Source organism: Alginatibacterium sediminis (genome assembly GCF_003610775.1).
Taxonomy (GTDB): domain Bacteria; phylum Pseudomonadota; class Gammaproteobacteria; order Enterobacterales; family Celerinatantimonadaceae; genus Alginatibacterium; species Alginatibacterium sediminis.
Genome location: NZ_RAQO01000008.1, coordinates 421,736 through 444,001 on the forward strand (window position 1 = coordinate 421,736; position 22,266 = coordinate 444,001).

General features: G+C 45.1%; 23 protein-coding genes. 12 read left to right on the forward strand and 11 right to left on the reverse strand.

The window, feature by feature from the left end; genetic code table 11:
* Positions 1 to 22 precede the first annotated feature (22 nt).
* Together DBZ36_RS15835 and DBZ36_RS15840 are read right to left on the reverse strand one after the other, a co-directional pair.
* A complete protein-coding gene (locus DBZ36_RS15835; protein WP_120355927.1) occupies positions 23 to 715 on the reverse strand; it encodes a PspA/IM30 family protein in 693 nt (230 codons plus the stop codon).
* A 9-nt stretch (positions 716 to 724) separates the two neighbouring features.
* Complete coding sequence (locus DBZ36_RS15840) at positions 725 to 1,114, reverse strand: DUF2170 family protein (protein ID WP_120355928.1); 390 nt, start codon at positions 1,112 to 1,114, stop codon at positions 725 to 727.
* A 134-nt stretch (positions 1,115 to 1,248) separates the two neighbouring features.
* On the opposite strand from DBZ36_RS15840, the gene DBZ36_RS15845 reads away from it, so the two are divergent.
* Both DBZ36_RS15845 and hemL read left to right on the forward strand, forming a co-directional pair.
* Positions 1,249 to 1,539, forward strand: coding sequence for a DUF6471 domain-containing protein (locus tag DBZ36_RS15845; RefSeq protein ID WP_120356045.1), 291 nt, complete (start codon positions 1,249 to 1,251; stop codon positions 1,537 to 1,539).
* A 67-nt stretch (positions 1,540 to 1,606) separates the two neighbouring features.
* Positions 1,607 to 2,887 carry a glutamate-1-semialdehyde 2,1-aminomutase gene (gene hemL / locus DBZ36_RS15850; RefSeq protein WP_120355929.1) on the forward strand — a complete coding sequence of 427 codons (1,281 nt, stop codon included), beginning with the start codon at positions 1,607 to 1,609 and terminating at the stop codon, positions 2,885 to 2,887.
* On the opposite strand, the gene DBZ36_RS15855 is transcribed toward hemL, so the two are convergent.
* Both DBZ36_RS15855 and mrcB read right to left on the reverse strand, forming a co-directional pair.
* Positions 2,882 to 3,415, reverse strand: a complete 534-nt coding sequence (locus tag DBZ36_RS15855) for an NlpC/P60 family protein (RefSeq protein WP_120355930.1) — start codon at positions 3,413 to 3,415, stop codon at positions 2,882 to 2,884. The genes hemL and DBZ36_RS15855 overlap by 6 nt on opposite strands.
* 51 nt (positions 3,416 to 3,466) lie before the next feature.
* On the reverse strand, positions 3,467 to 5,830 hold the full coding sequence (gene mrcB, locus DBZ36_RS15860; protein WP_233558161.1) for a penicillin-binding protein 1B: 2,364 nt from the start codon (positions 5,828 to 5,830) through the stop codon (positions 3,467 to 3,469).
* Between the two features lie 261 nt (positions 5,831 to 6,091).
* Between mrcB and DBZ36_RS15865 the strand changes: the two genes are divergently transcribed.
* Positions 6,092 to 7,708: a putative bifunctional diguanylate cyclase/phosphodiesterase gene (locus tag DBZ36_RS15865; protein WP_158589127.1), complete on the forward strand. Its 1,617-nt coding sequence runs from the start codon at positions 6,092 to 6,094 to the stop codon at positions 7,706 to 7,708.
* On the opposite strand, the gene hrpB is transcribed toward DBZ36_RS15865, so the two are convergent.
* Both hrpB and DBZ36_RS15875 read right to left on the reverse strand, forming a co-directional pair.
* Entirely contained in the window at positions 7,709 to 10,201 is a 2,493-nt protein-coding gene (gene hrpB, locus DBZ36_RS15870) for an ATP-dependent helicase HrpB (RefSeq protein ID WP_158589128.1), read from the reverse strand.
* A gap of 2 nt (positions 10,202 to 10,203) precedes the next feature.
* On the reverse strand, positions 10,204 to 10,539 hold the full coding sequence (locus tag DBZ36_RS15875) for a YajD family HNH nuclease (protein ID WP_120355933.1): 336 nt from the start codon (positions 10,537 to 10,539) through the stop codon (positions 10,204 to 10,206).
* Between the two features lie 93 nt (positions 10,540 to 10,632).
* Here DBZ36_RS15875 and sfsA point away from each other — a divergent pair, with 93 nt between their 5' ends.
* Positions 10,633 to 11,322: a DNA/RNA nuclease SfsA gene (gene sfsA, locus DBZ36_RS15880; RefSeq protein WP_120355934.1), complete on the forward strand. Its 690-nt coding sequence runs from the start codon at positions 10,633 to 10,635 to the stop codon at positions 11,320 to 11,322.
* Between the two features lie 79 nt (positions 11,323 to 11,401).
* Here the strand turns inward: sfsA and DBZ36_RS15885 are convergent, their stop codons facing one another.
* The gene (locus DBZ36_RS15885; protein ID WP_120355935.1) at positions 11,402 to 12,199 is read right to left on the reverse strand and encodes a hypothetical protein; all 798 of its coding nucleotides are present in this window, start codon (positions 12,197 to 12,199) and stop codon (positions 11,402 to 11,404) included.
* Positions 12,200 to 12,394: 195 nt separating this feature from the next.
* On the opposite strand from DBZ36_RS15885, the gene DBZ36_RS15890 reads away from it, so the two are divergent.
* The 8 genes from DBZ36_RS15890 (at position 12,395) to panD (ending at position 18,988) form a co-directional block, all read left to right on the forward strand.
* On the forward strand, positions 12,395 to 13,333 hold the full coding sequence (locus tag DBZ36_RS15890) for a LysR family transcriptional regulator (protein ID WP_120355936.1): 939 nt from the start codon (positions 12,395 to 12,397) through the stop codon (positions 13,331 to 13,333).
* 173 nt (positions 13,334 to 13,506) lie between these two features.
* Entirely contained in the window at positions 13,507 to 13,953 is a 447-nt protein-coding gene (gene dksA, locus DBZ36_RS15895; protein WP_120355937.1) for an RNA polymerase-binding protein DksA, read from the forward strand.
* A gap of 55 nt (positions 13,954 to 14,008) precedes the next feature.
* A complete protein-coding gene (gluQRS, locus tag DBZ36_RS15900; protein ID WP_120355938.1) occupies positions 14,009 to 14,890 on the forward strand; it encodes a tRNA glutamyl-Q(34) synthetase GluQRS in 882 nt (293 codons plus the stop codon).
* A 148-nt stretch (positions 14,891 to 15,038) separates the two neighbouring features.
* Positions 15,039 to 16,361: a polynucleotide adenylyltransferase PcnB gene (gene pcnB / locus DBZ36_RS15905; RefSeq protein WP_233558171.1), complete on the forward strand. Its 1,323-nt coding sequence runs from the start codon at positions 15,039 to 15,041 to the stop codon at positions 16,359 to 16,361.
* Positions 16,361 to 16,864 carry a 2-amino-4-hydroxy-6-hydroxymethyldihydropteridine diphosphokinase gene (gene folK, locus DBZ36_RS15910; RefSeq protein WP_120355940.1) on the forward strand — a complete coding sequence of 168 codons (504 nt, stop codon included), beginning with the start codon at positions 16,361 to 16,363 and terminating at the stop codon, positions 16,862 to 16,864. The genes pcnB and folK overlap by 1 nt, the downstream gene beginning before the upstream one ends.
* Positions 16,865 to 16,899: 35 nt before the next feature.
* The gene (gene panB / locus DBZ36_RS15915; protein ID WP_120355941.1) at positions 16,900 to 17,691 is read left to right on the forward strand and encodes a 3-methyl-2-oxobutanoate hydroxymethyltransferase; all 792 of its coding nucleotides are present in this window, start codon (positions 16,900 to 16,902) and stop codon (positions 17,689 to 17,691) included.
* Between the two features lie 2 nt (positions 17,692 to 17,693).
* Positions 17,694 to 18,551: a pantoate--beta-alanine ligase gene (gene panC, locus DBZ36_RS15920; RefSeq protein ID WP_120355942.1), complete on the forward strand. Its 858-nt coding sequence runs from the start codon at positions 17,694 to 17,696 to the stop codon at positions 18,549 to 18,551.
* Positions 18,552 to 18,607: 56 nt separating this feature from the next.
* Positions 18,608 to 18,988 (forward strand): aspartate 1-decarboxylase, encoded by a 381-nt coding sequence (gene panD / locus DBZ36_RS15925; RefSeq protein WP_120355943.1) that lies wholly within the window; start codon positions 18,608 to 18,610, stop codon positions 18,986 to 18,988.
* 46 nt (positions 18,989 to 19,034) lie between these two features.
* On the opposite strand, the gene DBZ36_RS15930 is transcribed toward panD, so the two are convergent.
* The 4 genes from DBZ36_RS15930 to DBZ36_RS15945 are packed head-to-tail and all read right to left on the reverse strand — an operon-like array spanning position 19,035 to position 22,047.
* Positions 19,035 to 19,592 (reverse strand): DUF4136 domain-containing protein, encoded by a 558-nt coding sequence (locus DBZ36_RS15930; protein WP_120355944.1) that lies wholly within the window; start codon positions 19,590 to 19,592, stop codon positions 19,035 to 19,037.
* Positions 19,593 to 19,646: 54 nt separating this feature from the next.
* Positions 19,647 to 20,333, reverse strand: coding sequence for a tRNA (guanine(46)-N(7))-methyltransferase TrmB (trmB, locus tag DBZ36_RS15935; protein ID WP_325049119.1), 687 nt, complete (start codon positions 20,331 to 20,333; stop codon positions 19,647 to 19,649).
* A complete protein-coding gene (locus DBZ36_RS15940; protein ID WP_120355945.1) occupies positions 20,333 to 21,106 on the reverse strand; it encodes an ABC transporter permease in 774 nt (257 codons plus the stop codon). Before DBZ36_RS15940 ends, trmB begins: the two co-directional genes overlap by 1 nt.
* Positions 21,103 to 22,047, reverse strand: a complete 945-nt coding sequence (locus DBZ36_RS15945) for an ABC transporter ATP-binding protein (RefSeq protein ID WP_120355946.1) — start codon at positions 22,045 to 22,047, stop codon at positions 21,103 to 21,105. Before DBZ36_RS15945 ends, DBZ36_RS15940 begins: the two co-directional genes overlap by 4 nt.
* Positions 22,048 to 22,266 lie beyond the last annotated feature (219 nt).

The window sequence follows — 22,266 nt, forward strand, 5'->3', positions numbered from 1 at the left end:
GCATTTTAATCAAAAGCACGGGTTAGCCTTTTTTGGCAGCCAATATTTGGGCTAGTTTATCACTTCCAGAAGCACTAGCTCCAGGGGCGATGCCCGCTTTTTTAAGTTTTGCATCAAGGGCGCCGCCATCTTCTTCACTAGCAAGCTCTTCGGCTGCTGCGAGCTCAGCACTGCGCTGTTGTTGCTTAGCTTTGATGCGCTCTAGGCTATCTAACGCCGTTTTAACATTCGAGTTTGCACCAATATTGCTGCTAGATACCGCCACTTGGGCTTTTTGTACCGACTCGGTGGCTTTTACTTGATCAATTTGCATTTCCATATGGCGCACGTTTGACTTTGCTTTAGCAATGTTAGTTTTCAAACTAGCTTCAGAGTTCAAAAAGCTCTGCATGATTTCTTTCTCAGCGCTTAATTGCCCTTCAAGCTCAGCAACACGCTCAGCACATTCTAAAGCTAATGCATCGTCACCTTTTTCGCTGGCTGCAATCGCGTGCTGGGTATAGGTGTCGATGTCACTTTGCAAAGCATCAACTTTATTACTCGCTAATTTACGCTTAGCCATAATTTTGGTTAAGTTTTGATCGCAATTAGTTAGCTCTTGCTTAGCATCGCGTAGCTCTTGGTCTAAAATGCGCAGGCTTTGGCTATCTGCAACAGCTTCCAAACCTTCGTTACTAGCACCACGGATAGCGGTCCAAATTTTACGTAAACTCATAGCTCACTCCTAACTAATATATTCGGCATACAAATCGAAGAATTCAGGGACATTAGCAAACAATACCTCGATCTCTTCAATAATAACGGATGGCTGACTATCGGTAGACAATGCACCAAAGGCGACGTAGTAGTCCTCGGTACCTATGGTTTCTACACAAATAGCGCTCAGTGGTAACAAATGGTGGCTGCGCATAATTAGATTATTTAGCGCGGCTACATCACTGACTTTAGCTACTGGAAATAGTGCTAAATTCACAAGAATTTGCCCAGTACCTACATAGACGAAAGCATCAAGACCTTCATCATTTGAAATACTCAAAACCTCACCTTCTGAATCGACAGTCCAGTTCGGATTTTGATTCGCTAGTTCAGCGAGGGATTCTTGACTCCAAGACATATAACCTCCAACAAATGTTATCAATAAGCAACAAATATACTCTTTAAGGAACGAGTGTCAACTAGTAAGAACAAATTTGCCACAATTAAAAAAGACTGTATTATTGTAAGCACTAGTTCACAGCGATGCTCAGTATGGACCCCCAAGAAAGCATAAACAACCGAATAGCATTAGAACCCTACAAACTGGCTGTCAAACGCTATATCAGGGCGATGATGATGCTTAAAGGTGTAAAATATGAAGATCTCTCCGACGCACTGGCTAGCCGTGGGATCGTGATTAAAGCCGGTAATCTGCGCAGCAAGATAAACAAAGGCATGATTGCCACGGATCTATTTATCGCATTGATTGAAATCTTGGATGTTCAACAAACTGCGATGGTCGACATCTTAAAGCTTTTGGATCAAAGCTCGGAGAATTCCTAAACATCAGCGCTTTGTGATCTGCTATTATCTGGCCATTATTTTTTTCTAGTAAACAAGGCCAATTGTTATGTCTCGTTCAGAGCAACTCTTTTCTCAAGCCCAGCAACATATCCCTGGTGGCGTAAACTCCCCGGTTCGCGCTTTTAAGGGTGTTGGCGGTAATCCTGTGTTTATTCAAAGTGCTAATGGATCGCGTATTACTGATGCCGATGGCAAACAGTACATTGATTACGTGGGATCGTGGGGACCGATGATTTTGGGCCACAATCACAGTGCTATTCGCAATGCTGTTCTTAAAGCAGTCGAAAATGGTCTAAGCTTTGGCGCCCCATGCGAAACTGAAGTTGAAATGGCCGCTCTCGTATCACGCTTAGTCCCGTCTATGCAGCAAGTTCGCATGGTCAGCTCAGGAACAGAGGCAACCATGAGTGCTATTCGACTAGCCCGAGGCTTTACGGCTCGCGACAAAATTATTAAGTTTGAAGGCTGTTATCATGGCCATGCTGACTGTCTGTTGGTCAATGCTGGCTCTGGCGCTCTGACTTTAGGTCAACCTAGTTCCCCAGGCGTACCTGCTGATTTTGCCAAACACACCTTAACCGCCACCTTTAACGATTTAGCTTCAGTTGAGGCTCTCTTCGAACAGTTCCCAAGCGATATTTCTAGCATCATTGTTGAGCCTGTGGCTGGCAACATGAACTGCATACCACCTAATGCTGATTTTCTTTCAGGGCTACGCGAGTTGTGTGACCGTTTTGGCGCTTTGCTTATCATCGATGAAGTAATGACAGGTTTTCGGGTGGCACTTGGTGGCGCCCAAGCTTATTACGGCGTCACTCCAGACTTAACCTGTTTAGGTAAAGTCATTGGTGGCGGTATGCCTGTGGGTGCTTTTGGCGGTCGCGCCGATGTTATGGCGCACTTAGCGCCACTTGGTCCAGTTTATCAAGCCGGTACTTTATCTGGTAACCCCATTGCAATGGCCGCTGGAATAGCTGCACTAAGCGAGCTTCAAAAAGCCGGGACTTACGAGCGTTTAAACGAGGTTGCTCATACGTTGGCACAAGGCTTCCAACAAGCTGCAGATGATGCCGGAATAGCGTTAACGACCAACCAAGTAGGTGGCATGTTCGGTTTCTTTTTTACAGAAGAGACCAAAGTCACTAATTTCACTCAAAGTTGCGCCTGTGACCAAGAACGATTCAAGCGTTTTTTCCACTTGATGCTTGAAGAAGGGATTTATTTAGCGCCGTCGGCCTTTGAAGCGTCATTTACCTCAACGGCGCACAGTGACAGTGATATCGAAATTACCTTAGCCGCTGCAAAACGCTGTTTTGCCAAGCTATAGATAACGTAATGGTAGGCGACGCGCTTGCCAATAACGACCTCGCCAATAAGGGTTATCTAAATCAGAAATGATGACGCCCTTTTTGGTCGAGACGTGTAAGAACTGATTCTCCCCGACATACATACCAACATGCCGTTGTTGTGAACTAATTCTAAAGAACACTAAGTCGCCGATTTCTAGCTGACTTTTTTTAATCAAATCACCTTGTTTCACTTGCCCTAAGGTTGTGCGCGGTAATTCGATATTGAAACGCTCTAGATAGGTCAGCGATACAAACGCTGAGCAATCGATGCCTTTACGACCAACGCCACCATAGCGATAAGGAGTGCCAGACCAATCATCGTACTGCAGCATTAAACGCTGATGGATATCAGAGGGGGTTTTGATCGTCGAGGATGAATGCAGGTAACGCACTTTCGACAAACTATCAGCGCCACTGGCGACACTGGCTTGTTCTGGCCCTTGACTAGAACATGCTGCCAAGGCCAACAAGACCAGAACTAAACTTAGCTTTCTTAAAACCATCATAGTGCGTTTTCCAAATCCGTTCTCAAGCCACTGCTCCACCACCAGTTTTCGTTAGTTAAAGATTTTCTCAAACCACGATTTTGCTTTTTTAACTGGTTCATTAATTACACTAGTATTACAGCTTTCGCTCTGATTTTTAAGTGTCGCGTTGGCTGGCAACAATACTGTGTTACCACAATTAGCAGCAACTGCCCGGCCGCTATCCTTTGAAAAGTGGATCCAAGCCAAGTTATCGGGCTGCAATGCCCGCAAGCTTTGCGGGTAACTACGCTTGAGATAGGCACTATAAATCGGCAAGGCAGCGCTTGATCCTGTCACTCCAGCGGGGCTGTTATCATCGCGTCCAACCCATACCGTTGCAATTTCACGTTGGTCGATACCCACAAACCAGCTATCTCGCAAATCGTTGGTGGTGCCCGTTTTACCAGCAATATCAATTTTAGGGTACTGTGCGCGCAACGAACGAGCAGTACCATAGCGAGTCACTTGGCTCATATTATGTAAGGTTAAAAAATTAGCTAATTCGTCAAAGCGCCTTTCGGAGCTCAGTTGCTGCTGGTACAAGGTATCGCCTTGGCCGTCTTGGATTTGCTCAATACTAAATAGTGGCCGGTATTCTCCATCAGCGCCAAGCGTTTGATACATTTGGGCCACTTCAATTGGCGACATAGCAGTGCTTCCCAAGACTAAGGATGGATTTGGGTTAATAGATTTGTCGTAGCCAGCTGCTTGCATAGTCTTAACCACATTTTTTAGTCCAACCTGCATGCCCAAGCGCACAGTAGGTACATTCAAGGAGTTCATTAAGGCCTGGTGGAGCATCACCGGCCCTCGAAATTTTTTGTCGTAGTTCTTAGGACTCCATTTGCTGCCATCGCCCAACGTTAACGTTAGAGGATTATCATCAATTAGTTCGCCCATGTGATGACCCTGCTCATAAGCGGTTAGAAATACGAAAGGCTTGGCAAGGGAGCCTATCTGCCTAAGCCCATCAAGTGCACGGTTAAACCCTATCAAACTTGGATCCCGGCCAGACACCAAGGCTCTTACAGCGCCGCTATGGCGCTCACTAACCACCATTGCCGCTTCTAGCTTGCCGCTTTTATCGATGCGTTTGAGTTGCTCACTCGTCGCTTGTTGTGCATATCGCTGTGAAATAGGATCGAGGGTGGTAAATACTCGAAGTCCATTGTATTGCGACCAATCTTGGCCGAGATTACTTAGTTCACGGCGTACTAACGACACAAAGCCCGGTACCTTTTGATAAGCCATTTGCCCGCGTTTTATCACCCCAAGATCTTGATCTAAGGCGTCTTGATACTCCTGTTGCTCTAACTTTCCGTTTTCAAACATCAACCGTAACACGACATCGCGGCGCTGGGATATGCGCTCAGGGTGACGCCAAGGGTCGTAATACGAGGGCCCTTTGATAATACCCACCAGCATTGCAATTTGTGATGGTCCCAAATCTTGCAATGGCTTTCCAAAATAGAAATAGCTACCTAAGCCCATACCATGGACAGCGGCATTACCATTCTGCCCTAGGTATACCTCATTGATGTAACTTTCTAAAATTTCTGTTTTGCTAAAGCGAAAATCAATAATCAAAGCCATGTATGCTTCTTGGATTTTCCGCCACAGACTACGTTCGCGACTTAAAAAGAAGTTTTTCGCCAGTTGTTGGGTGATGGTGCTGCCCCCTTGCACTGTTCGACCCGCTTTAAGGTTGACCAACAGCGCTCTGAGAATGGCGCTAGGTGCTACCCCATCATGCTCGTAAAAACGACGGTCTTCGGTAAGGACTAGGGTGTCGACTAAAGTGGCTGGCAGTTGCTCAAAACCCACAAACAAGCGGTCTTGTTGTTGATTAATGTTTAGACGTTCGAGGAGCAAGGGATCGAGTCGGGTTTGAGCTAATTCTTCGCCACTGTCACGTTGTACTATTTTTTCCAAGCGGTAGGGGCTAAAAGTGAGTAACAATGGTAGTTCCTGCTCTGGCCCATCTGCAAAATGGAAAGAGCGTCTGATCAGTTCAATTTTAGTTTCCGATACCGCATATTCTCCAGCTCGTTTAGCCCGTGATACTTTTCGATAATTGAGCAGTTTAAGCTCTTCTTGCAATTCGGCACGAGTGATGCGAAGGCCGGGGTAAAGACTCATTTCGCGGCCATAAACAACAGCTGGCAACTCCCATTTATCTCCGACAAAGCGCGCCTGAATTTTAGAATCGAGATAAACACCCCATAGCAGTAATACTGCCAGCAACACCAAACCCAACTTGAATGTTAAAGCCATCAAGGTCTTTATCCAGGAACGTTTCTGCGGGCGGGTTCGTTTTTTATTCGCGTTTTTACTACGTTTGGGGGCACGTTTAGAAGACGCTTTACTTGATTTAGTTTTTGATTTTAAAGGCATTAATTGACGCTTTTTTGCTGGGAGAACACGAAAATTCAAGACACACTTACGAAGTTGTCCATGAGAAGAGCTCAGTCTAACACCGACAACTCATCAAAACATCAGCAAGACTCGAGTTGTTTGCTTGGGAAAAATAACTATAAATCAAACAAGTGATTGAAAAAATTTGATAAAAATATATGCGTATAGCTATTGCTCAAAAAGCTATGAGTAATCACAATGCTAAAAGAATGGACGTTTAGCTCAAGGACAAATAGCTCAATGCTGCAAGGAAAAGCTAGCCAAGTTGACGATCAATCAAACCCTCTAAGCACTGCCGACAACAAAACTAATAACTTACATTGGGATCTTTGGGTTTTACTGTTTTTTATCGTGATTTGCAGCGCAGCCGCAATCCACTTCGATATATTCGAAGAGCTGGTCGAGCTCACTGAAAAGTATGAAAAATACCAGCTGGACGAAGTCTTTACTGTTCTTATCTGTTGCAGTGTGTTTTTTCTGGTCTTCTCTATTCGCCGAGTGCACGAACTTCGCTCTGAAATGCAACATCGTTTACATATTGAAAAAGGCCTTTTCCAACAAGCCATGTTTGATGAACTGACAGGCTTGCCAAATCGTCGTTACTTTACCGCTTTACTCAACCAACGTATCGAGTGGAGTCATGATAACAAGCAACAACTGGCTTTGGTGTTACTGGATATCTCAGATTTCAAACTAATTAACGATATCCAAGGCCACGCTACCGGAGACAAACTGCTACAGGCAGTTGCTAAATTTTTAAAGCAAAGCTCCCCTAATCAAGAATATTTAGCCCGCCTAAGCGGCAACGAATTCGCAATAATCATTAATGCTGAACAGTTAAAAGTTGAATTGAGCGCTCAAAAAATGCTCGATAGTTTAACCCAAGGTTTTTTACTCAAAGGAGAGCTCAAGCGTTTACAAGCCGCTATAGGGATTAGTTGCATGAGCTCTGAGAGCGATACTGCCGAGGAATTGCTCCGAACCGCCAATATAGCCCTGCACGAAGCAAAGCGCCAAGGTAAGCATCGCTATGCTCAGTTTGTTCCGATCATGGATCTAAAACTCCGCAAGCGAAAACAGCTTGAAATAGCCCTGCGCCAAGCCATCAACAACAACCTGTTGGAGCTGCATTATCAGCCTATTTTTTCCTGCGCTGAGCAGAAACTGTTGGGTTATGAAGCACTTTGTAGATGGAACGACCCTACCCTTGGTTCGGTTAGCCCTGACATATTTATAGACATCGCAGAAGAAACCGGTTTAATCGAGCCTCTAGGCCGATGGGTAATGCGTGAAGCCATTCGAGAAGCGACAGCTTGGCCTGCTGAATTATTTGTCTCTGTCAATGTTTCCCCAAAGCAGTTTTACCGTAAAAGCTTCGTTGACTCCATTAGTAATGCGCTGCGTGAACATCAACTTGCAGCACACCGTTTAGAAATAGAAATTACTGAAAATTGTCTTGTACTTGAGCCCGAATCGGCCAGTAAAGCCCTATTTGAACTTAAGGAAATGGGAGTTAGTAGCGCTCTTGATGACTTTGGTACCGGATATTCTAGTCTCAGTTACTTACGAAACTTTAAGTTCGATAAGCTTAAAATTGATCGCTCGTTCATCGAGTTTTTACATCTTAGCGACGACGACCAAATGCTGGTACGCGCAATCATTGAAATGAGCAGCAGTTTAGGAATGACCACAACCGCTGAGGGAATCGAAGCAGCAGAGCAGTTACAAATACTGCAACAATTGGGAGCGCATCAGGTTCAAGGTTTTTTACTTGGTAAGCCCAAGAATGCCATGACAACCAAGCAACACTGCATGTCTGAGCTTCTCTCGGCGCATAGTGCCGCCGACGGCGACTGACTATAACGCTAGTTTCTTCTTGGTTAAATGGCTTGCAACAGCTGTACTGGGGTCATCAGGCCATGGATGTTTCGGGTAACGGCCTCGCATTTCCTTCTTAACAGAAGGGTAAGCATTTTTCCAAAAACTAGCCAGGTCTTGGGTGAGTTGCAAGGGACGCTGAGCTGGTGACAACAACTCCAAGGTTATTCCAATTTTATTGCCAAGCAGCGGGCTACTTGGTTCCCCAAAGACTTCTTGTAGCTTTAGGCTAACCTTCGCGTTCTCGCCGCTGTAGTCAATCACATGGCTGCGACCAGAAGGTGCCTTGTAACGAAGCGGTAGCAGTTGTTCTAGTTGTTGTTGTTGTGTCCAGCTCAATAGCGCTTTGATAATACTGAGCCAGTCAAGCTTCTGTAAGCTTTTGTAGCTTGTAACACCATCAATAAATGGCGCTAGCCATTGTTCCATGGTTGCGTGTAAGTGCACGGGATCAAGTGCAGGCCAATCATCAAGTTCAAACCACGTTTTAGCTTTTAAGGCGCGATCTAGATATGACAGAGCAGGCTTACTAATCGGCAGTTTTGACCATGCTTGTTGTTGCCAGTACTCTATAACACATCTTTGAGAAGCAGCTGGACTGATCAAGCCACCGGCTTTAGATTCTAGGCAAAGCTGCCCTAAGTAGCGGCCTGTGCGCGCAACTACTTTTTGTAGTTGTTGATCCCAAAAGCAGCGTTCTTGGTTTTGGATTAAGCCAGGACGATATTGCTCCAGTTGAGTCAAACTAAGCGGACATAGTAAACTAGCCGTCGCTTGAGAGCGGCCCTCAGGCCAATACATGTCGATAATGATATTGGCGGCATAATCGGCTTGCTCGCTGGAACTCAGCTGTTGCCAATCTTTTATTTCTGCCCCAAAGCCTGCACTGCTACTAAGTACGCCATCACCACGATTCATGGCAATACGATCAATAAACGCAAAACTAAGTAAAACACCATCAATGCTGGCGTCTTGCTTGGTACTTTCGTCAAGTTCGAAATGTCTTAATAGCTGACGCTCAAGCCTATGACTCGATTGTTTTGCCTTCGAGCTTAGTTGGGTAAAATGACGTATACGCTGACTTAAACTAAGCCCATCCAATCGAGTATCACTCTCCAGAGTAACCACGATATGAATGGCTCGGCGCAGCAAGGCCGAACTTTCTAACTGAGAATGAACCAAAACCAGCATCGCTGCAAAACGCAATGATATTGGTAACAACATTGCCCTGCGCCCAGCGTGACTAACTTGACCATCAGTTTTCAACAAACCCAGTTGTCTTAACAAGACATTGGCTCGCTTAATCGCCGACTGCGGTGGCGGGCTCATCCATGCCAACTGCTCTGAGCTTGCTCCCCAACTCGCAAGTTCAAGACATAGTTCACTGAGGTCACTGCGCTCTATGGCGGGTGTCGTATGCGCTGGCTGATGGTCAAATTGAACTTGGGTGTAAGCACGAAAACAATGCCCAGCTTTTAAACGCCCGGCCCTACCTGCACGCTGTGTGGCACTATCTCGGCAAATGAGTCGCGTACTTAAATGCATACTGCTGCTTTTCGAGTGCCACTGCGCATAACGTTCCTGGCCAGAATCAATAACTAAGTGCACCCCTTCAATGGTTAAACTAGTTTCTGCGATATTGGTACTTAATACGAGTTTCCGATGTCCCGCAGCTGGTGCACTAATCGCGGCTTGTTGCTCAACCAGGGTCAACTGCCCATATAAGCAATGTACTGAGCTTGTCTCACTCTCCAAATAAGCTAGCCGCTGAGCAAGGGCTTTGATTTCCGCAGCACCAGGCAAAAAAACTAAAATAGAACCTTCATAGGTATTGAACACCTCAATACATAAGGCTGCAAAGTTTTGCGCCCAGTTTCTATCGCGAGCCACGCTTTGGTAATGGTATTGAATGGGATAACTGCGCCCTTCACTGCGCAGTGCTATAGCATCCGGCATCAGGGACAATAGAGCGTCACTGTTTAAAGTTGCCGACATCACCATTAGCTTTAAATTTTCATTGTAAACTTGCTGTACTTCCAGGCACAAAGCCAAACCGAGATCGGCGTGCAAGCTGCGTTCATGAAATTCATCAAAAATCACCAAGCTCACTCCTTTTAGCTCGGGATCACTTTGCAGCATTCTGGTTAGCACCCCTTCGGTGACTACCAACAAGCGTGTTTTCTTTGATTCTTTGCCCTCTCCTCGCATGCGATAGCCAATCTGTTCACCAAGCGGCTCACCGATCTGTTGGGCCAAATACCTGGCAATATTCCGGGCCGCAATACGCCGAGGCTCCAGCAAAATAATCTGACCTGGTAATTTGCATTCAAGTAAAAGAAACAAGGGCAAGGCTGTCGACTTACCAGCACCTGGAGGTGCTTCAACGATAAACTGGCCTTTGGAACTTAAAGCTGCCGCCAGAGGCTCAAATAAGGCCTCTACGGGCAGATTTTGTTGGGGGTAGTGTTGCAAAGCTATTTCTTCATGCGAGCTTTAAGGTCGGCAAAAGGATTATGGGTTGCTACATCGCGTTTCAGGTCTTCACCGGCTTCAACTGTACTGCCGTATTGCGCAGCTTCCGTATATTTAGAGTGTTCATGGTCATGGCAATATAAACACAACAGCTCCCAATTCGAGCCATCGTTAGGATTGTTACTATGGTCATGATCCATATGGTGCACGGTTAACTCTCGCAAATTAGAGTAAACAAACTCTCGAGCACAGCGTCCACAAACCCAAGGAAATAGCTTCAAAGCTCGCTCTCGGTAGCCGTGTTCCATTGATGCGTAATTACTCGGTATATGCGCCATAAAAAGTTCCTAAAAATAAATTCATGTTCAAGGCTTCATCCTATATGATTTTGCCAGATATCTCATCATTCCCCGTCATACACAGGCTAAAAAATGCAACTTGAATTAAGCCCCGCGACCTTAGTCAAACGTTACAAACGTTTTTTGGCTGACGTGCAATTACCTAATGGCCAACAACACACAATTTACGTGAGCAACACGGGTGCAATGACTGGCTGCGCAACCCCTGGTGATCAAGTATGGTTTAGCACTAGCAACAACCCGAAACGCAAATATGCCCACAGTTGGGAACTTAATTTAACCCAGCAGGGTGACTGGATTTGTGTGAATACCGCAGCGGCTAATATGCTAGTGAAAGAGGCCTTACTCGACCAGAAAATAGCTGAGCTAAATGATTATGAAGAGATAAAAGCTGAAGTGAAATATGGTGAGAATAGCCGCATTGATTTCTTGCTTCGACAACCCGGTTTAGCCGATTGCTATGTCGAGGTAAAAAGTTGTACTTTATTGCAAGATAATCAAGGTTATTTTCCGGATGCTGTCAGTGTTCGCGGGCAAAAACACTTAAGCGAATTGATGGCGATGAAAGCCCAAGGCAAACGTGCTGTATTATTGTTCGCGGTGCTACACAGCGGTATCAGTAGCGTGAAGGCCGCCACCCATATAGATCCCAAGTATGCACAATTATTAGAACAAGCGAAGGCCGCCGGTGTTGAAGTGCTTTGCTATAAAGCCAGTATCGATCAGAATCATATGCGACTTGATCAACGACTTTCGAATTAAACTCGATAATTACGCGCGTTTCATCATGGTAACTAAGAAAAAAGGGCCATAAGGCCCTTACTCGACAATAACACAGCTCTTAGAACTGATAATTCACTTCGACCCGGTGCTCACCACGGTCAAAGGCTACATCTTGGCTAAAGTTAGCGAAGTAACGCACGTTGGTTCGCGGATTTATCTGATAAGAAGCCGCAATTTCATGGGTCAGTATATTACTAGAGCCAGCGAAATATTGGTCTTTATACCAAACGCTATCACCCGATAGCGTGGTCAGCCACATGGGATTGTAGTTCAACCAAATCTTATCAGTGACTTCAATTTTTGAATACATACCCACAACAGCAAAGGTCCCAGGAATCGAATAGCCTGAACCGAAATCGGTTCCAGTAATCCCATTTTCACTCAAAGTTTGATCAATATTATTGCCAAATGATACGCCAAGACCCGCTAAAGGATATAGCTGTACCGGGCCCAGCTTTGGTAGTGCTTGGATCAGGCTATAAGATGCGGTACCCATCTCACTAGCAAAACTGTAGTTAACATCAATCTGAGAGCCGCGCCCGTTTGTTAAGTCGACACCAAAATTTCGGTATCGAATTGAATCAAAACTATCGGTGGCATGATCTCGATAAGCCAAGCTTTCGCCGAGTACGCCTTTGGCCTCAAGTACATTCATACCCATGGTGGTGTCTTTGCCAGTGTCGTAGGTTTGGCCTACTTTAATATTGATACCTTTATCGGTATAACCTATGCCCGCTTGGGTATAAACGGCTAAGGGATCTGACATATCTTGAAGGTTGTCATCACTGGCCAAAACCGGCCAAGAAAGTGCCGCGATTATGCTGAAGGGTAGTAATTTAAGAACGTTTGAATGCATGGAGATGGGTGCCTTTTAGAATGTGCGCACTCCTTGTTGTGGGGCAAAATTGCTAATTTCAATCCTTCGATGATGTTGCCAAGTGGCAACCGCACATCAATTTAATTACTGTATTCTATCGGCATGTCACCTTGCCTCCAATGCGTTAAGCGGTAATACTGATATACCATTATTGCTATATTACTGAGTAAAGTAATGCTAGAACTGTTTGACTATGACCTCAACCAGCTAAAGACCTTGACGGTTCTGTTGCAAGAAAAGCACACCGGTAGGGCCGCAGAACGACTCAATACAACACAGCCAGTAGTGAGCCGCACGCTAGCCAAAATTCGCAAAGCGATTGGCGACCCACTATTTATTCGCCGAAGTCATGGTTTTGAGCTGACACCGCGCGCTGAGCGCCTTGCTTTGGAGCTTCCCGATACTTTGCAGCAACTAGAAAACTTGCTACGTGATGATCACTTCTCAGCCAAAGCCCTAACAGGAAAGCTTCGCATTGCAACCAATGTCTTGCTAATGGAACTTTATGGCTACCGTATTATTCAAGCTCTAAAAACCCATGCTCCAGGGCTGCAATTAGAATTACTCGACTTCGGTGCTCGAACTAGTGAACAAATTATTACCGGCGAAATCGACGCTGCGATTAGCTTTCCGTTTGAGCTAAAATCCAAACAGCTTAGGCATGAGTCGTTAAGTGAGGTTAACTTTGGCTTGATCTGTCGCAGCGAGCTTAAGGATTTACCCGACGAAGTTGATTTGGAACAAGCTGCTCAGTACCCGATAGCAGGATTAATCGTGCCAACCTTTAATCAAAACCAACCACTGATCGAACAATACGCGTCCTGGGATCTAAAATTGGCATTTCGTAGTCAACATCTAGGCCCCGTACTCCAAGCCGTTCGACAAAGCGACACCTTGTTTATTGGACTATTGGAATTAGCGCAAGTTTTGGACCCGCAATTATTTCGAATGATACGAGTGAAAGGTTCATTTCCAATAAGCAGCGCCAGAGTTAACTATATTTATAGCAACAGTCAGCATTACTCGAGCAAGCATCACTGGTTGATTAACTTGTTTAGGCGGGAGTTCGATGTACAAAACCCGGATACTGATTGCGCACTTCAAACCAAGTAAGTCACCATCGATTTGGTGCATAAATAACCAAAAACCTGTTGATTTCGGCATTCAGATAGCTTTGACCAACAATTGTGTACCAATTTATTTGCCCTAGGATAACCTTTTTGGTATAGATAGCGGCCATTCGTAGAGTGCTATTGCGCAAGCAGCGCAAAATTCAGGAGTGAAGTATGCCAGAGGGCAAAAAGAAGACATTGGGAGTCCTCTCGATCGCGGGTGTAGAAGCGTATCAAGAAAAGCCGGGTGAAGAGTACATGAATGATGACCAAATCGGTCACTTCAGAATCATACTTGAAGCATGGCGTAATCAACTTCGTGAAGAAGTTGATCGCACAGTAACCCACATGAAGGACGAAGCCGCTAACTTTCCAGATCCAGTTGACCGCGCAGCTCAAGAGGAAGAGTTCAGTATTGAACTTAGAACTCGAGACCGCGAACGTAAACTGATCAAGAAAATCGAAAAAACCTTAAATAAATTGGAAGAAGGTGATTTCGGATTCTGTGATGCTTGTGGTATCGAAATCGGAATCCGTCGCTTAGAAGCACGCCCAACCGCTGACCTTTGTATCGACTGCAAAACCCTTGCTGAGATCAAAGAAAAACAGATGATTGGTTAATCTTCTTTAAGCACATGGCTAGCAAACTACATTGCTAGCCAGTGATAATAGGTTTATGAGTCCCTACATTGGGCGATTTGCGCCATCTCCATCAGGCCCGTTGCATTTGGGTTCACTAGTTGCCGCTGTAGGTAGCTACCTGCAAGCTCGCGCACAACAAGGCCAATGGCTGCTGCGCATAGAAGATATTGATCCACCCCGTGAAGTCCTAGGTGCTACCGATACCATATTGCACCAACTTGAGCAGTTTTCTTTGCATTGGGATGGACCTGTTTTCTATCAAAGCCACCGCAGTGAAGCGTATTCGGAGCAACTTCAATCTTGGCTCAGTGCTGGGCTCGCTTATTATTGCGATTGCACCCGTAAACAAATTCGCCAGCGGGGCCCTAACTATGACGGTCATTGTCGCAGCCGAAGCCTAAACAATCGCGATGCAGCTATTCGCTTGATTGACGAAGGCGTACCTTCAAGTTTTAATGATCAACTGCATGGTCTTGTCGAATTCAACGACAGTCTCGTACAAGAAGATTTTATTGTACGCCGGCGCGATGGCTTATTTGCTTACAATTTAGCAGTGAGTTTGGATGATATAGAGCAAGGCATCACTGAAGTTGTTCGGGGTAGCGATTTACTCGAACCAACTTTGCGTCAACTCTATATTTATCAGCGCCTTGGCAAATCACCACCTAGCTATTTACATTTGCCTTTAGTTTGTGCGGACAACGGGCTGAAATTGAGTAAACAAAATCATGCTCCAGCACTTTCTAACCATGATAGTCAGCAACAATTGTTTCACGCATTGACTCTCCTTGGACAGGAACCTGAGCCCGAAATAGTCACACTAAGTTGTGAAACTATGCTTAAGATTGCCCAACAACAATGGGATATCAATAAAATCCCAAGATTTCAGGCCTTAAAACCCATAGATTCATTGTAATTTTGCCGATCTTCGCTATATTAGCGCGGTATTTTTAAGCAACGCTCCGTTAGGAGGAACTATCTTAAAGCGTATAGTCAGAGCTTGTCAGCGTATGCTAGGCACAGCTACTGTGAGTAAATCTGGAGAAACCTTGGATAAACGTATTATTAGCCGCTCAGAGCATTCGATTTCTCGGCAAGACATTAGCGAGAATGCTCTTAAGGTATTATATCGTCTCCATAAAAATGGTTATCACGCCTACCTTGTTGGTGGTGGTGTCCGTGATTTATTGCTTGGCAAATTACCAAAAGACTTTGATATTGCAACTGATGCGACACCAGAACAAATCAAAGCACTATTTCGCAACTGCCGCTTGGTAGGACGTCGATTTCGACTGGCACATATTCTATTTGGTCGCGATGTCATTGAAGTGGCAACCTTTCGAGGTCACCACGACAAACAAGATCCAAAGAAAGATCTGAAGCAAAATGTTTCGCGTCAATCTGATGAAGGAATGCTACTGCGCGACAATGTTTATGGAAGCATCGATGAAGATGCCGAGCGTCGTGACTTTACCGTGAATGCTCTGTATTACAATATCGCTGATTTCAGCGTCATTGATTTTGCCAATGGACTTGAAGACATTGAAAAACGTCAGCTACGCCTGATTGGCGACCCAGAAACACGCTACCGAGAAGATCCAGTGCGCATGCTTCGAGCAGTTCGTTTTGCGGTTAAACTCGATTTCGAGATTGCCCCTTCAGCTGCTGAGCCGATCCAGGAATTACATGGCTTACTACGAGAAATTCCATCTGCACGCCTATTTGAAGAATGCCTAAAACTATTCCTCAGTGGTCAAGGCCGCGATACCTTCTTGATGCTCGCGCAAACGCAATTGCTCTATCCTTTGTTTCCACAATTAAAAACTTGGTTACCGCAATGGGGTGAAGATAGTCAAGAAATACGCTTTATTCTTCGCTGTTTGGAAAATACAGACCGCCGTGTTCAAACCGACCAACGCGTAACCCCAGCTTTCATTTTTGCAGCTGTATTATGGCCATTAGTTCAAATTCGCGAACAAGAGCTGTTAACTGAGCTAAGTTTATCGCCACAAGATGCAATGACGATGGCCATGAACGATGTGCTCGACGCACAATGTAAAGCTGTTGCTATACCCAAGCGCTTCACCAGTGCTATTCGCGAGATTTGGACGCTTCAGCATCGCTTAGACCGTCGCTTTGGCAAACGCGCTTACAAAACCTTTGAACATCCCCGTTTTCGGGCAGCCTTTGACTTTTTAGAGCTCCGCGCTGAAATTTCTCAAGACCCTGAACAATTAGCCCTTAGCCAATGGTGGGATGATTGGCAAAAAGTTGATGAAGCTGGCCGGAACAGATTACTAAAAGCCTTGGACGACAAAGGCCCTCGTAAACCTCGGCGTAAGCGTCGCAAACCGACCAAAGCTAAACCGGTAGAGAGCAACGACTAGTGCTTTGCTATATTGGCTTAGGTAGTAACTTAGAGTTACCGCTTGAACGCGCTATCGCGGCACGCGGTGCGCTCCATGCGAATCCAAGTTTAGAGCTGATATCCGTCAGCTCTCTTTATCAAAGCCGCCCGATGGGCCCTCAAGACCAGCCCGACTACCTTAATGCAGTCATCGCCTTGGAAACCCAGCTATCGGCCTTAGAATTGCTCGATGTTTGCCAATCGATAGAACAAGATCAAGGCCGGGTTCGCAAACAACAACGCTGGGGTCCTCGTAGCTTAGACCTTGATATTTTGCTCTACGGCCAAACATCTATTAACAACGAGCGTTTAACAATACCTCACTATGGTATGCATGAACGCGAATTTGTACTATTGCCCCTGATGGAAATAGCCGCAGATTTAATCTTACCTAATGGTGAGCAGGTCTGTGATTTGGCGCAAAATATCGCGCGCAACGGCCTAGTAAAATACCTCCATCCAGAGCAATGGCTCCCGGCATAGCGCCGCCCTATTAATCGATTATTCTTGGTACCAACATGAAAAAACAAACCGTCAGTAGCTTGCTTGCAAAAAAACAGCAAGGTGAAAAAATTGCAACGATCACTGCTTATGACGCAAGCTTCGCTGCTATTTTCGATTCCGCTGATATCGATATGATTCTGATCGGTGATTCACTTGGTAATGTTTTACAAGGTCATAAAAATACCATTCCGGTAACTGTTGACGATATTGCCTACCACACTAGCTGTGTGGTACGTGGTACCGACCGCCCGCTGATTGTCGCTGACTTACCCTTTATGTCTTATTCAAGCCCTGAGCAAGCCTATGAGAACGCTGCGAAGCTAATGCGCGCAGGGGCAAATATGGTCAAGTTTGAAGGTGGCAAATGGCTTGCTGAAACCGTAAGTGCTTTGGTTGAACGAGCGGTACCGGTATGTGGCCACTTAGGGTTAACTCCTCAAGCCGTCAACGTACTTGGTGGTTTTAAAGTACAGGGGCGCGAAGACGCAGCTGCCGAGCAAATGCTTGCGGACGCCATCGCACTAGAAGCTGCTGGCATTCAACTGCTGGTTATCGAATGCGTGCCCGCTGATTTGGGCAAACGTATTGCACAGGCCTTAAGCATACCCGTTATTGGTATCGGTGCCGGTGTCGATACCGACGGACAAATACTAGTTATGCATGATGCGCTGGGAATAACTCAAGGACGCGTACCTAAGTTTTCAAAAAACTTCTTGGCCCACAGTGACAGCTTACTAGGCGCTAGCGAATTGTACGTAAACCAAGTTCGCAGCGGCGAATTCCCAAGCGATGAACATAGTTTTTAGTTATGACCGAATGTAGAAGTATCGACCAACTACGCCAGCAAATTAGTACCTGGAAGGCCCAAGGGGAAAGCATTGCGCTTGTCCCAACCATGGGGAATCTGCATGAAGGTCATTTGCATTTAGTAAAAATAGCTCAGCAACATGCACAACATGTTGTGGTTTCTATTTTTGTAAATCCTATGCAGTTTAATAATAGTAACGATCTGGATAACTATCCGCGCACACAAGCTGCCGACTTACAAAAACTGGCCGCGCTTAATGTAGATATCGCTTTTTTACCTAGTCCAGAAATGATGTATCCCAATGGCGTCGAACTGGAAACAAAAGTCAATGTGACCGGTTTAGATTCAGTTCTGGAAGGGGCACATCGTCCAGGGCATTTCCAAGGTGTGGCAACCGTAGTCAGCAAGTTTTTCAACTTAGTTCAGCCAGATTTTGCGATTTTTGGCGAGAAAGACTACCAACAACTGGCCTTAATCCGTAAAATGGCCAGCGATCTGATGCTAGCAACTGAAATAATCGGGGTAGAGACTCAGCGAGATAAAGAGGGTTTAGCCCTCAGTTCACGCAATACTCGTTTAAGTCCAGAACAGCTTGAATTAGCCCCAAATTTGGCTAAAGTGATGGCAAATGTAGCTCAGAACTGCTTAAAGCCAAATGCTAATTTAAGTGACATAAGCCAACAAGCAGCGAGTACTCTTAATGCTCAAGGATTCGAAACAGATGCGATTGATATCGTCGATGCCGATACGCTTGCACCCGTTTCACCAACGACAGCCCGCATTGTTATTCTGATGGCGGCTTTTCTTGGTGAGGTTCGATTGATAGATAATCTATGTGTCCATCTCGATCCCCAGTAAGAATCGAATAGCTGGAAAAACTAAAAGAAATTGCAACACCCGGAGTAGATAGAACCATGCAAACCACAATGCTGAAAGGCAAATTACATCAAGCCCGCGTTACTCACGCTGAGCTAAATTACGAAGGCTCATGTGCCATTGATCAGGATATGCTCGATGCATCTGGGATCTTAGAGTACGAAGCCATTGATATCTATAATATCGATAATGGTGAGCGCTTCTCAACCTATGCTATTGCCGGTGAGCGTGGCTCCAAAATTATATCGGTGAATGGCGCAGCAGCGCGTAAAGCAGCGGTTGGCGATCGCGTGATCATTTGTGCTTATGTTGGCATGAGTAACGAGCAAGCGAAAACCCATAAGCCATCATTAGTCTATTTAAATCAAGACAATGACATTGTGCGTACCAGCAAAGATATTCCAGTTCAACTCGCTTAATTCAAGCCAGTTAACTGCTTAAAGCCAATCTTTCGATTGGCTTTTTTTATTCCTGATAAAACTGAGTCAACATAGAGCTTACAACACGTTGTTCAAATTCTAGCTCTTCATCGCTACTGCCTTCATCCTGCATAAACCCTTGGGCGACACTACGGTAGTCTAAACGCTCCGATAAGGGGTCAAGCATATAAATCAACAAACTCGCTTTTTGTAATTGTTCTAAACTTTGCAATCCAGAACTAATGCCAAACTTTGCTAACATTTGGGCGTCGCTGACATCGGCATCTAAAGCTAGACCATAACGTACTAAAAAGTCGGCCGTTTCTGGACTAGATTGAATATACCCATTGGCAAGTAAGTTACGCTCGATTACCTTCCCATAACGTTGATAAGCTTCAAGCGCAACATTAGCAGGTAACGAAGAGTTTTCAGGGTATACCCGAAGCAACGCAAAACTAGAGCCACTAGGATAGAGAGCCGGATATAGCCAGCCGCTAGACACAGCAATACGGGCAGCTGGATCAGGTGAATTGACTGGACTACTGCACGCGGTCAATAGACTTAACATTGCTGCGACGATCACTAACGTTACACTTGCCTTCATGTTTAACTCCCTAACAAACCAACAGTTATCATAAAGCCGCTTTAGTCCATTTAGCTAATCTTTTGTGGGATCGCTGCTTACTATTTGCGTTATCAATTGCCAACTCGCCTGACCGCTTTGCCAATATTTGCGCTCAAAGGGGGTAATTGCATGCTCACATTGGTAAGCGCACAACTGACTGTCGTATTGCGCTAGCTTTAAAGCAAATGCAAACTCTTCAAGATAAAGCTTCCAATTACTTCTCAACTCTAAGCGACCAGGTATCTCAAGCAAGGCCGAGAACGCAGCTCCACCATGCCAACGGCGCTGCAAATGATGTTTTTTAGGCCAAGGATTGGGATACAAAATATAGTGGTGACTTATCGGCCAATCGGCTTTAGCGATCAACCGCCATAGGTCATTGAGGTCAGCACGCCGCACAACATAGTTACCAAGGCTTTGATCTTGATAAGCACGCTCATGCTTGTCGATACGATGCGCCGATTTATCCAAACCAATCACTAAAGCATTGGGGTGCATAACCGCCAATTCTCGGCTGCTTTCCCCGACCCCGCAACACGAATCTAAAACTATCGGTCCTGAATGCGCTTGTACTAACTCGCACAACTCAGCGAAAACCTGCAAGCTGTGTTGTGCATAGGGTTTCTGCCACGGATGTTGCAGATGCCGCAGCACCGTTCTTTCCAAATTGTCATGTATCTCTTCTTGTGGTGAGCTAACACTGCGAGAATTTCCAGCCATTATTGACGCAGCCCATAACCCGTAGAAATAAGACGATGTGCCCATGCGTACAAAGCTGCAATGAACAGCATAATCATGCCAAAGGCAAACCACAACGACACATCACTAACCCCTAAAAAACCATAGCGGAACGCGTTTACCATATACACGATTGGGTTGAGTTTCGAAATCCATTGCCACACTTCAGGTAGCAAAGAGATCGAGTAAAACACACCGCCAAGATAGGTTAAAGGAGTCAATATGAAGGTTGGGATAATGCTGATGTCATCAAAGGTTTTTGAGTAAATTGCATTGATCAAACCACCTAAGGAGAACAGCACCGATGTTAAGAAAACGGTTAGCACTAGCACACCCAAGTTATGAATTTGCAAGGGTACGAAAAATAAAGAGACAATGCTTACGATCAGTCCAACCAGTAGACCTCGAGTTACCCCACCACCAACGAAACCAAAAATGATCACATAGTTTGGTACGGGAGCAACTAACAGTTCTTCAATGTTTCTCTGAAACTTGTTACTGAAGAACGACGAAGCAACATTCGAGTAGGAATTGGTAATCACGGCCATCATAATAAGACCAGGCACGATAAATTCCATATAGCTATAACCACCCATTTCGCCGATTCGAGAACCAATTAAATTCCCAAAAATAACGAAATAGAGTGTCATGGTAATTGCCGGTGGGACTAAGGTTTGCACCCAAATACGCGCAAAACGATTAATTTCTTTCGCTAAGATACTGCTAAAAGCAACCCAATATCGAGTAATGTTCATTGACCGCTCTCCTGAGATTTGGCTTTATTATCGCGGCCTTGCTTCACCAAGCCGACAAAGAGTTCTTCCAATCGATTGGACTTATTACGCATACTTTTCACGGCAATACCTTGCTCTGTCAAAGCACTGAAAACCTGATTTAAGCTAGAACTCTTATCAATATCAACTTCAATAGAACGCTCTGAGAGCAAACGAGATTTAAAGCCCTCGATATTCACGCTCTCAAGCGCTTGGTCAACATCCAAAATAAAAGTCTCGGTACTTAACTTACTTAACAGGGCTTTCATCGAGGTATTTTCGACCAACTCACCTTTATCGATAATTCCGATATTGCGGCATAGCATTTCCGCTTCTTCAAGATAGTGCGTGGTGAGAATAATGGTAATACCTTCCGAGTTCAGCTGTTCTAAGTAGGACCACATAGATCGACGAAGTTCGATATCTACACCAGCCGTTGGTTCATCGAGAATAAGCAACTTGGGTTCATGCATTAAGGCCCTAGCAATCATCAATCGGCGTTTCATTCCTCCCGACAACTCACGTGCGCGAGCATTACGTTTGTCCCAAAGCTCAAGCTGACCTAAATATTTTTCTGCGCGTACTAGCGCTTCTTGGCGACTCACGCCATAGAAACCGGCTTGATTCACTACAATCTGCATCAGGGTTTCGAATTGATTAAAATTGAATTCTTGTGGGACTAAGCCAACCATCGACTTGGCATCTTCGAGCTGCGTATTCAAATCGTAACCGAAAATTGATACTTCACCTTGTGATTTGTTAACCAAAGAGGTGATGATCCCAATGGCCGTCGACTTACCCGCACCATTGGGGCCAAGCAAAGCAAAAAAATCACCTTGTTGGACATCGAGGTCGATACCTTTTAAGGCTTCAACTCCGCTGGCGTAGGTTTTACGAAGGTTTCGTATCGACAGTGCTGGCATAAATAGTCCTATCCTAAATGTAAACCTACAACACAAATTACTGAATCGAACTCGTCACTAGCGTTGGTAATAAGCTCAACGTCTACATGATCAAAGTAGTTTCTATTCGGTCAAAACTGACCAATTATTTATGTCGTGGGAATATTAAAAAAACAAAACGCTTGTTCCTCTCGAAACAAACGCTTACTGCATACTATTGCTCGGCCTTAGCCAAAGCTT

Bases quoted from the DNA above. Each gene is read 5' to 3' on its own strand.
- panC (WP_120355942.1), top strand. From the start codon at position 17,694: ATGACCGAATGTAGAAGTATCGACCAACTACGCCAGCAAATTAGTACC.
- DBZ36_RS15945 (WP_120355946.1), bottom strand. From the start codon at position 22,047: ATGCCAGCACTGTCGATACGAAACCTTCGTAAAACCTACGCCAGCGGA.
- trmB (WP_325049119.1), bottom strand. From the start codon at position 20,333: ATGGCTGGAAATTCTCGCAGTGTTAGCTCACCACAAGAAGAGATACAT.
- hemL (WP_120355929.1), top strand. From the start codon at position 1,607: ATGTCTCGTTCAGAGCAACTCTTTTCTCAAGCCCAGCAACATATCCCT.
- panB (WP_120355941.1), top strand. From the start codon at position 16,900: ATGAAAAAACAAACCGTCAGTAGCTTGCTTGCAAAAAAACAGCAAGGT.
- DBZ36_RS15835 (WP_120355927.1), bottom strand. From the start codon at position 715: ATGAGTTTACGTAAAATTTGGACCGCTATCCGTGGTGCTAGTAACGAA.
- gluQRS (WP_120355938.1), top strand. From the start codon at position 14,009: ATGAGTCCCTACATTGGGCGATTTGCGCCATCTCCATCAGGCCCGTTG.
- DBZ36_RS15855 (WP_120355930.1), bottom strand. From the start codon at position 3,415: ATGATGGTTTTAAGAAAGCTAAGTTTAGTTCTGGTCTTGTTGGCCTTG.
- DBZ36_RS15930 (WP_120355944.1), bottom strand. From the start codon at position 19,592: ATGAAGGCAAGTGTAACGTTAGTGATCGTCGCAGCAATGTTAAGTCTA.
- mrcB (WP_233558161.1), bottom strand. From the start codon at position 5,830: ATGCCTTTAAAATCAAAAACTAAATCAAGTAAAGCGTCTTCTAAACGT.
- sfsA (WP_120355934.1), top strand. From the start codon at position 10,633: ATGCAACTTGAATTAAGCCCCGCGACCTTAGTCAAACGTTACAAACGT.
- dksA (WP_120355937.1), top strand. From the start codon at position 13,507: ATGCCAGAGGGCAAAAAGAAGACATTGGGAGTCCTCTCGATCGCGGGT.
- DBZ36_RS15865 (WP_158589127.1), top strand. From the start codon at position 6,092: ATGCTGCAAGGAAAAGCTAGCCAAGTTGACGATCAATCAAACCCTCTA.
- DBZ36_RS15840 (WP_120355928.1), bottom strand. From the start codon at position 1,114: ATGTCTTGGAGTCAAGAATCCCTCGCTGAACTAGCGAATCAAAATCCG.
- DBZ36_RS15890 (WP_120355936.1), top strand. From the start codon at position 12,395: ATGCTAGAACTGTTTGACTATGACCTCAACCAGCTAAAGACCTTGACG.
- DBZ36_RS15940 (WP_120355945.1), bottom strand. From the start codon at position 21,106: ATGAACATTACTCGATATTGGGTTGCTTTTAGCAGTATCTTAGCGAAA.
- DBZ36_RS15885 (WP_120355935.1), bottom strand. From the start codon at position 12,199: ATGCATTCAAACGTTCTTAAATTACTACCCTTCAGCATAATCGCGGCA.
- DBZ36_RS15845 (WP_120356045.1), top strand. From the start codon at position 1,249: ATGGACCCCCAAGAAAGCATAAACAACCGAATAGCATTAGAACCCTAC.
- DBZ36_RS15875 (WP_120355933.1), bottom strand. From the start codon at position 10,539: ATGGCGCATATACCGAGTAATTACGCATCAATGGAACACGGCTACCGA.
- panD (WP_120355943.1), top strand. From the start codon at position 18,608: ATGCAAACCACAATGCTGAAAGGCAAATTACATCAAGCCCGCGTTACT.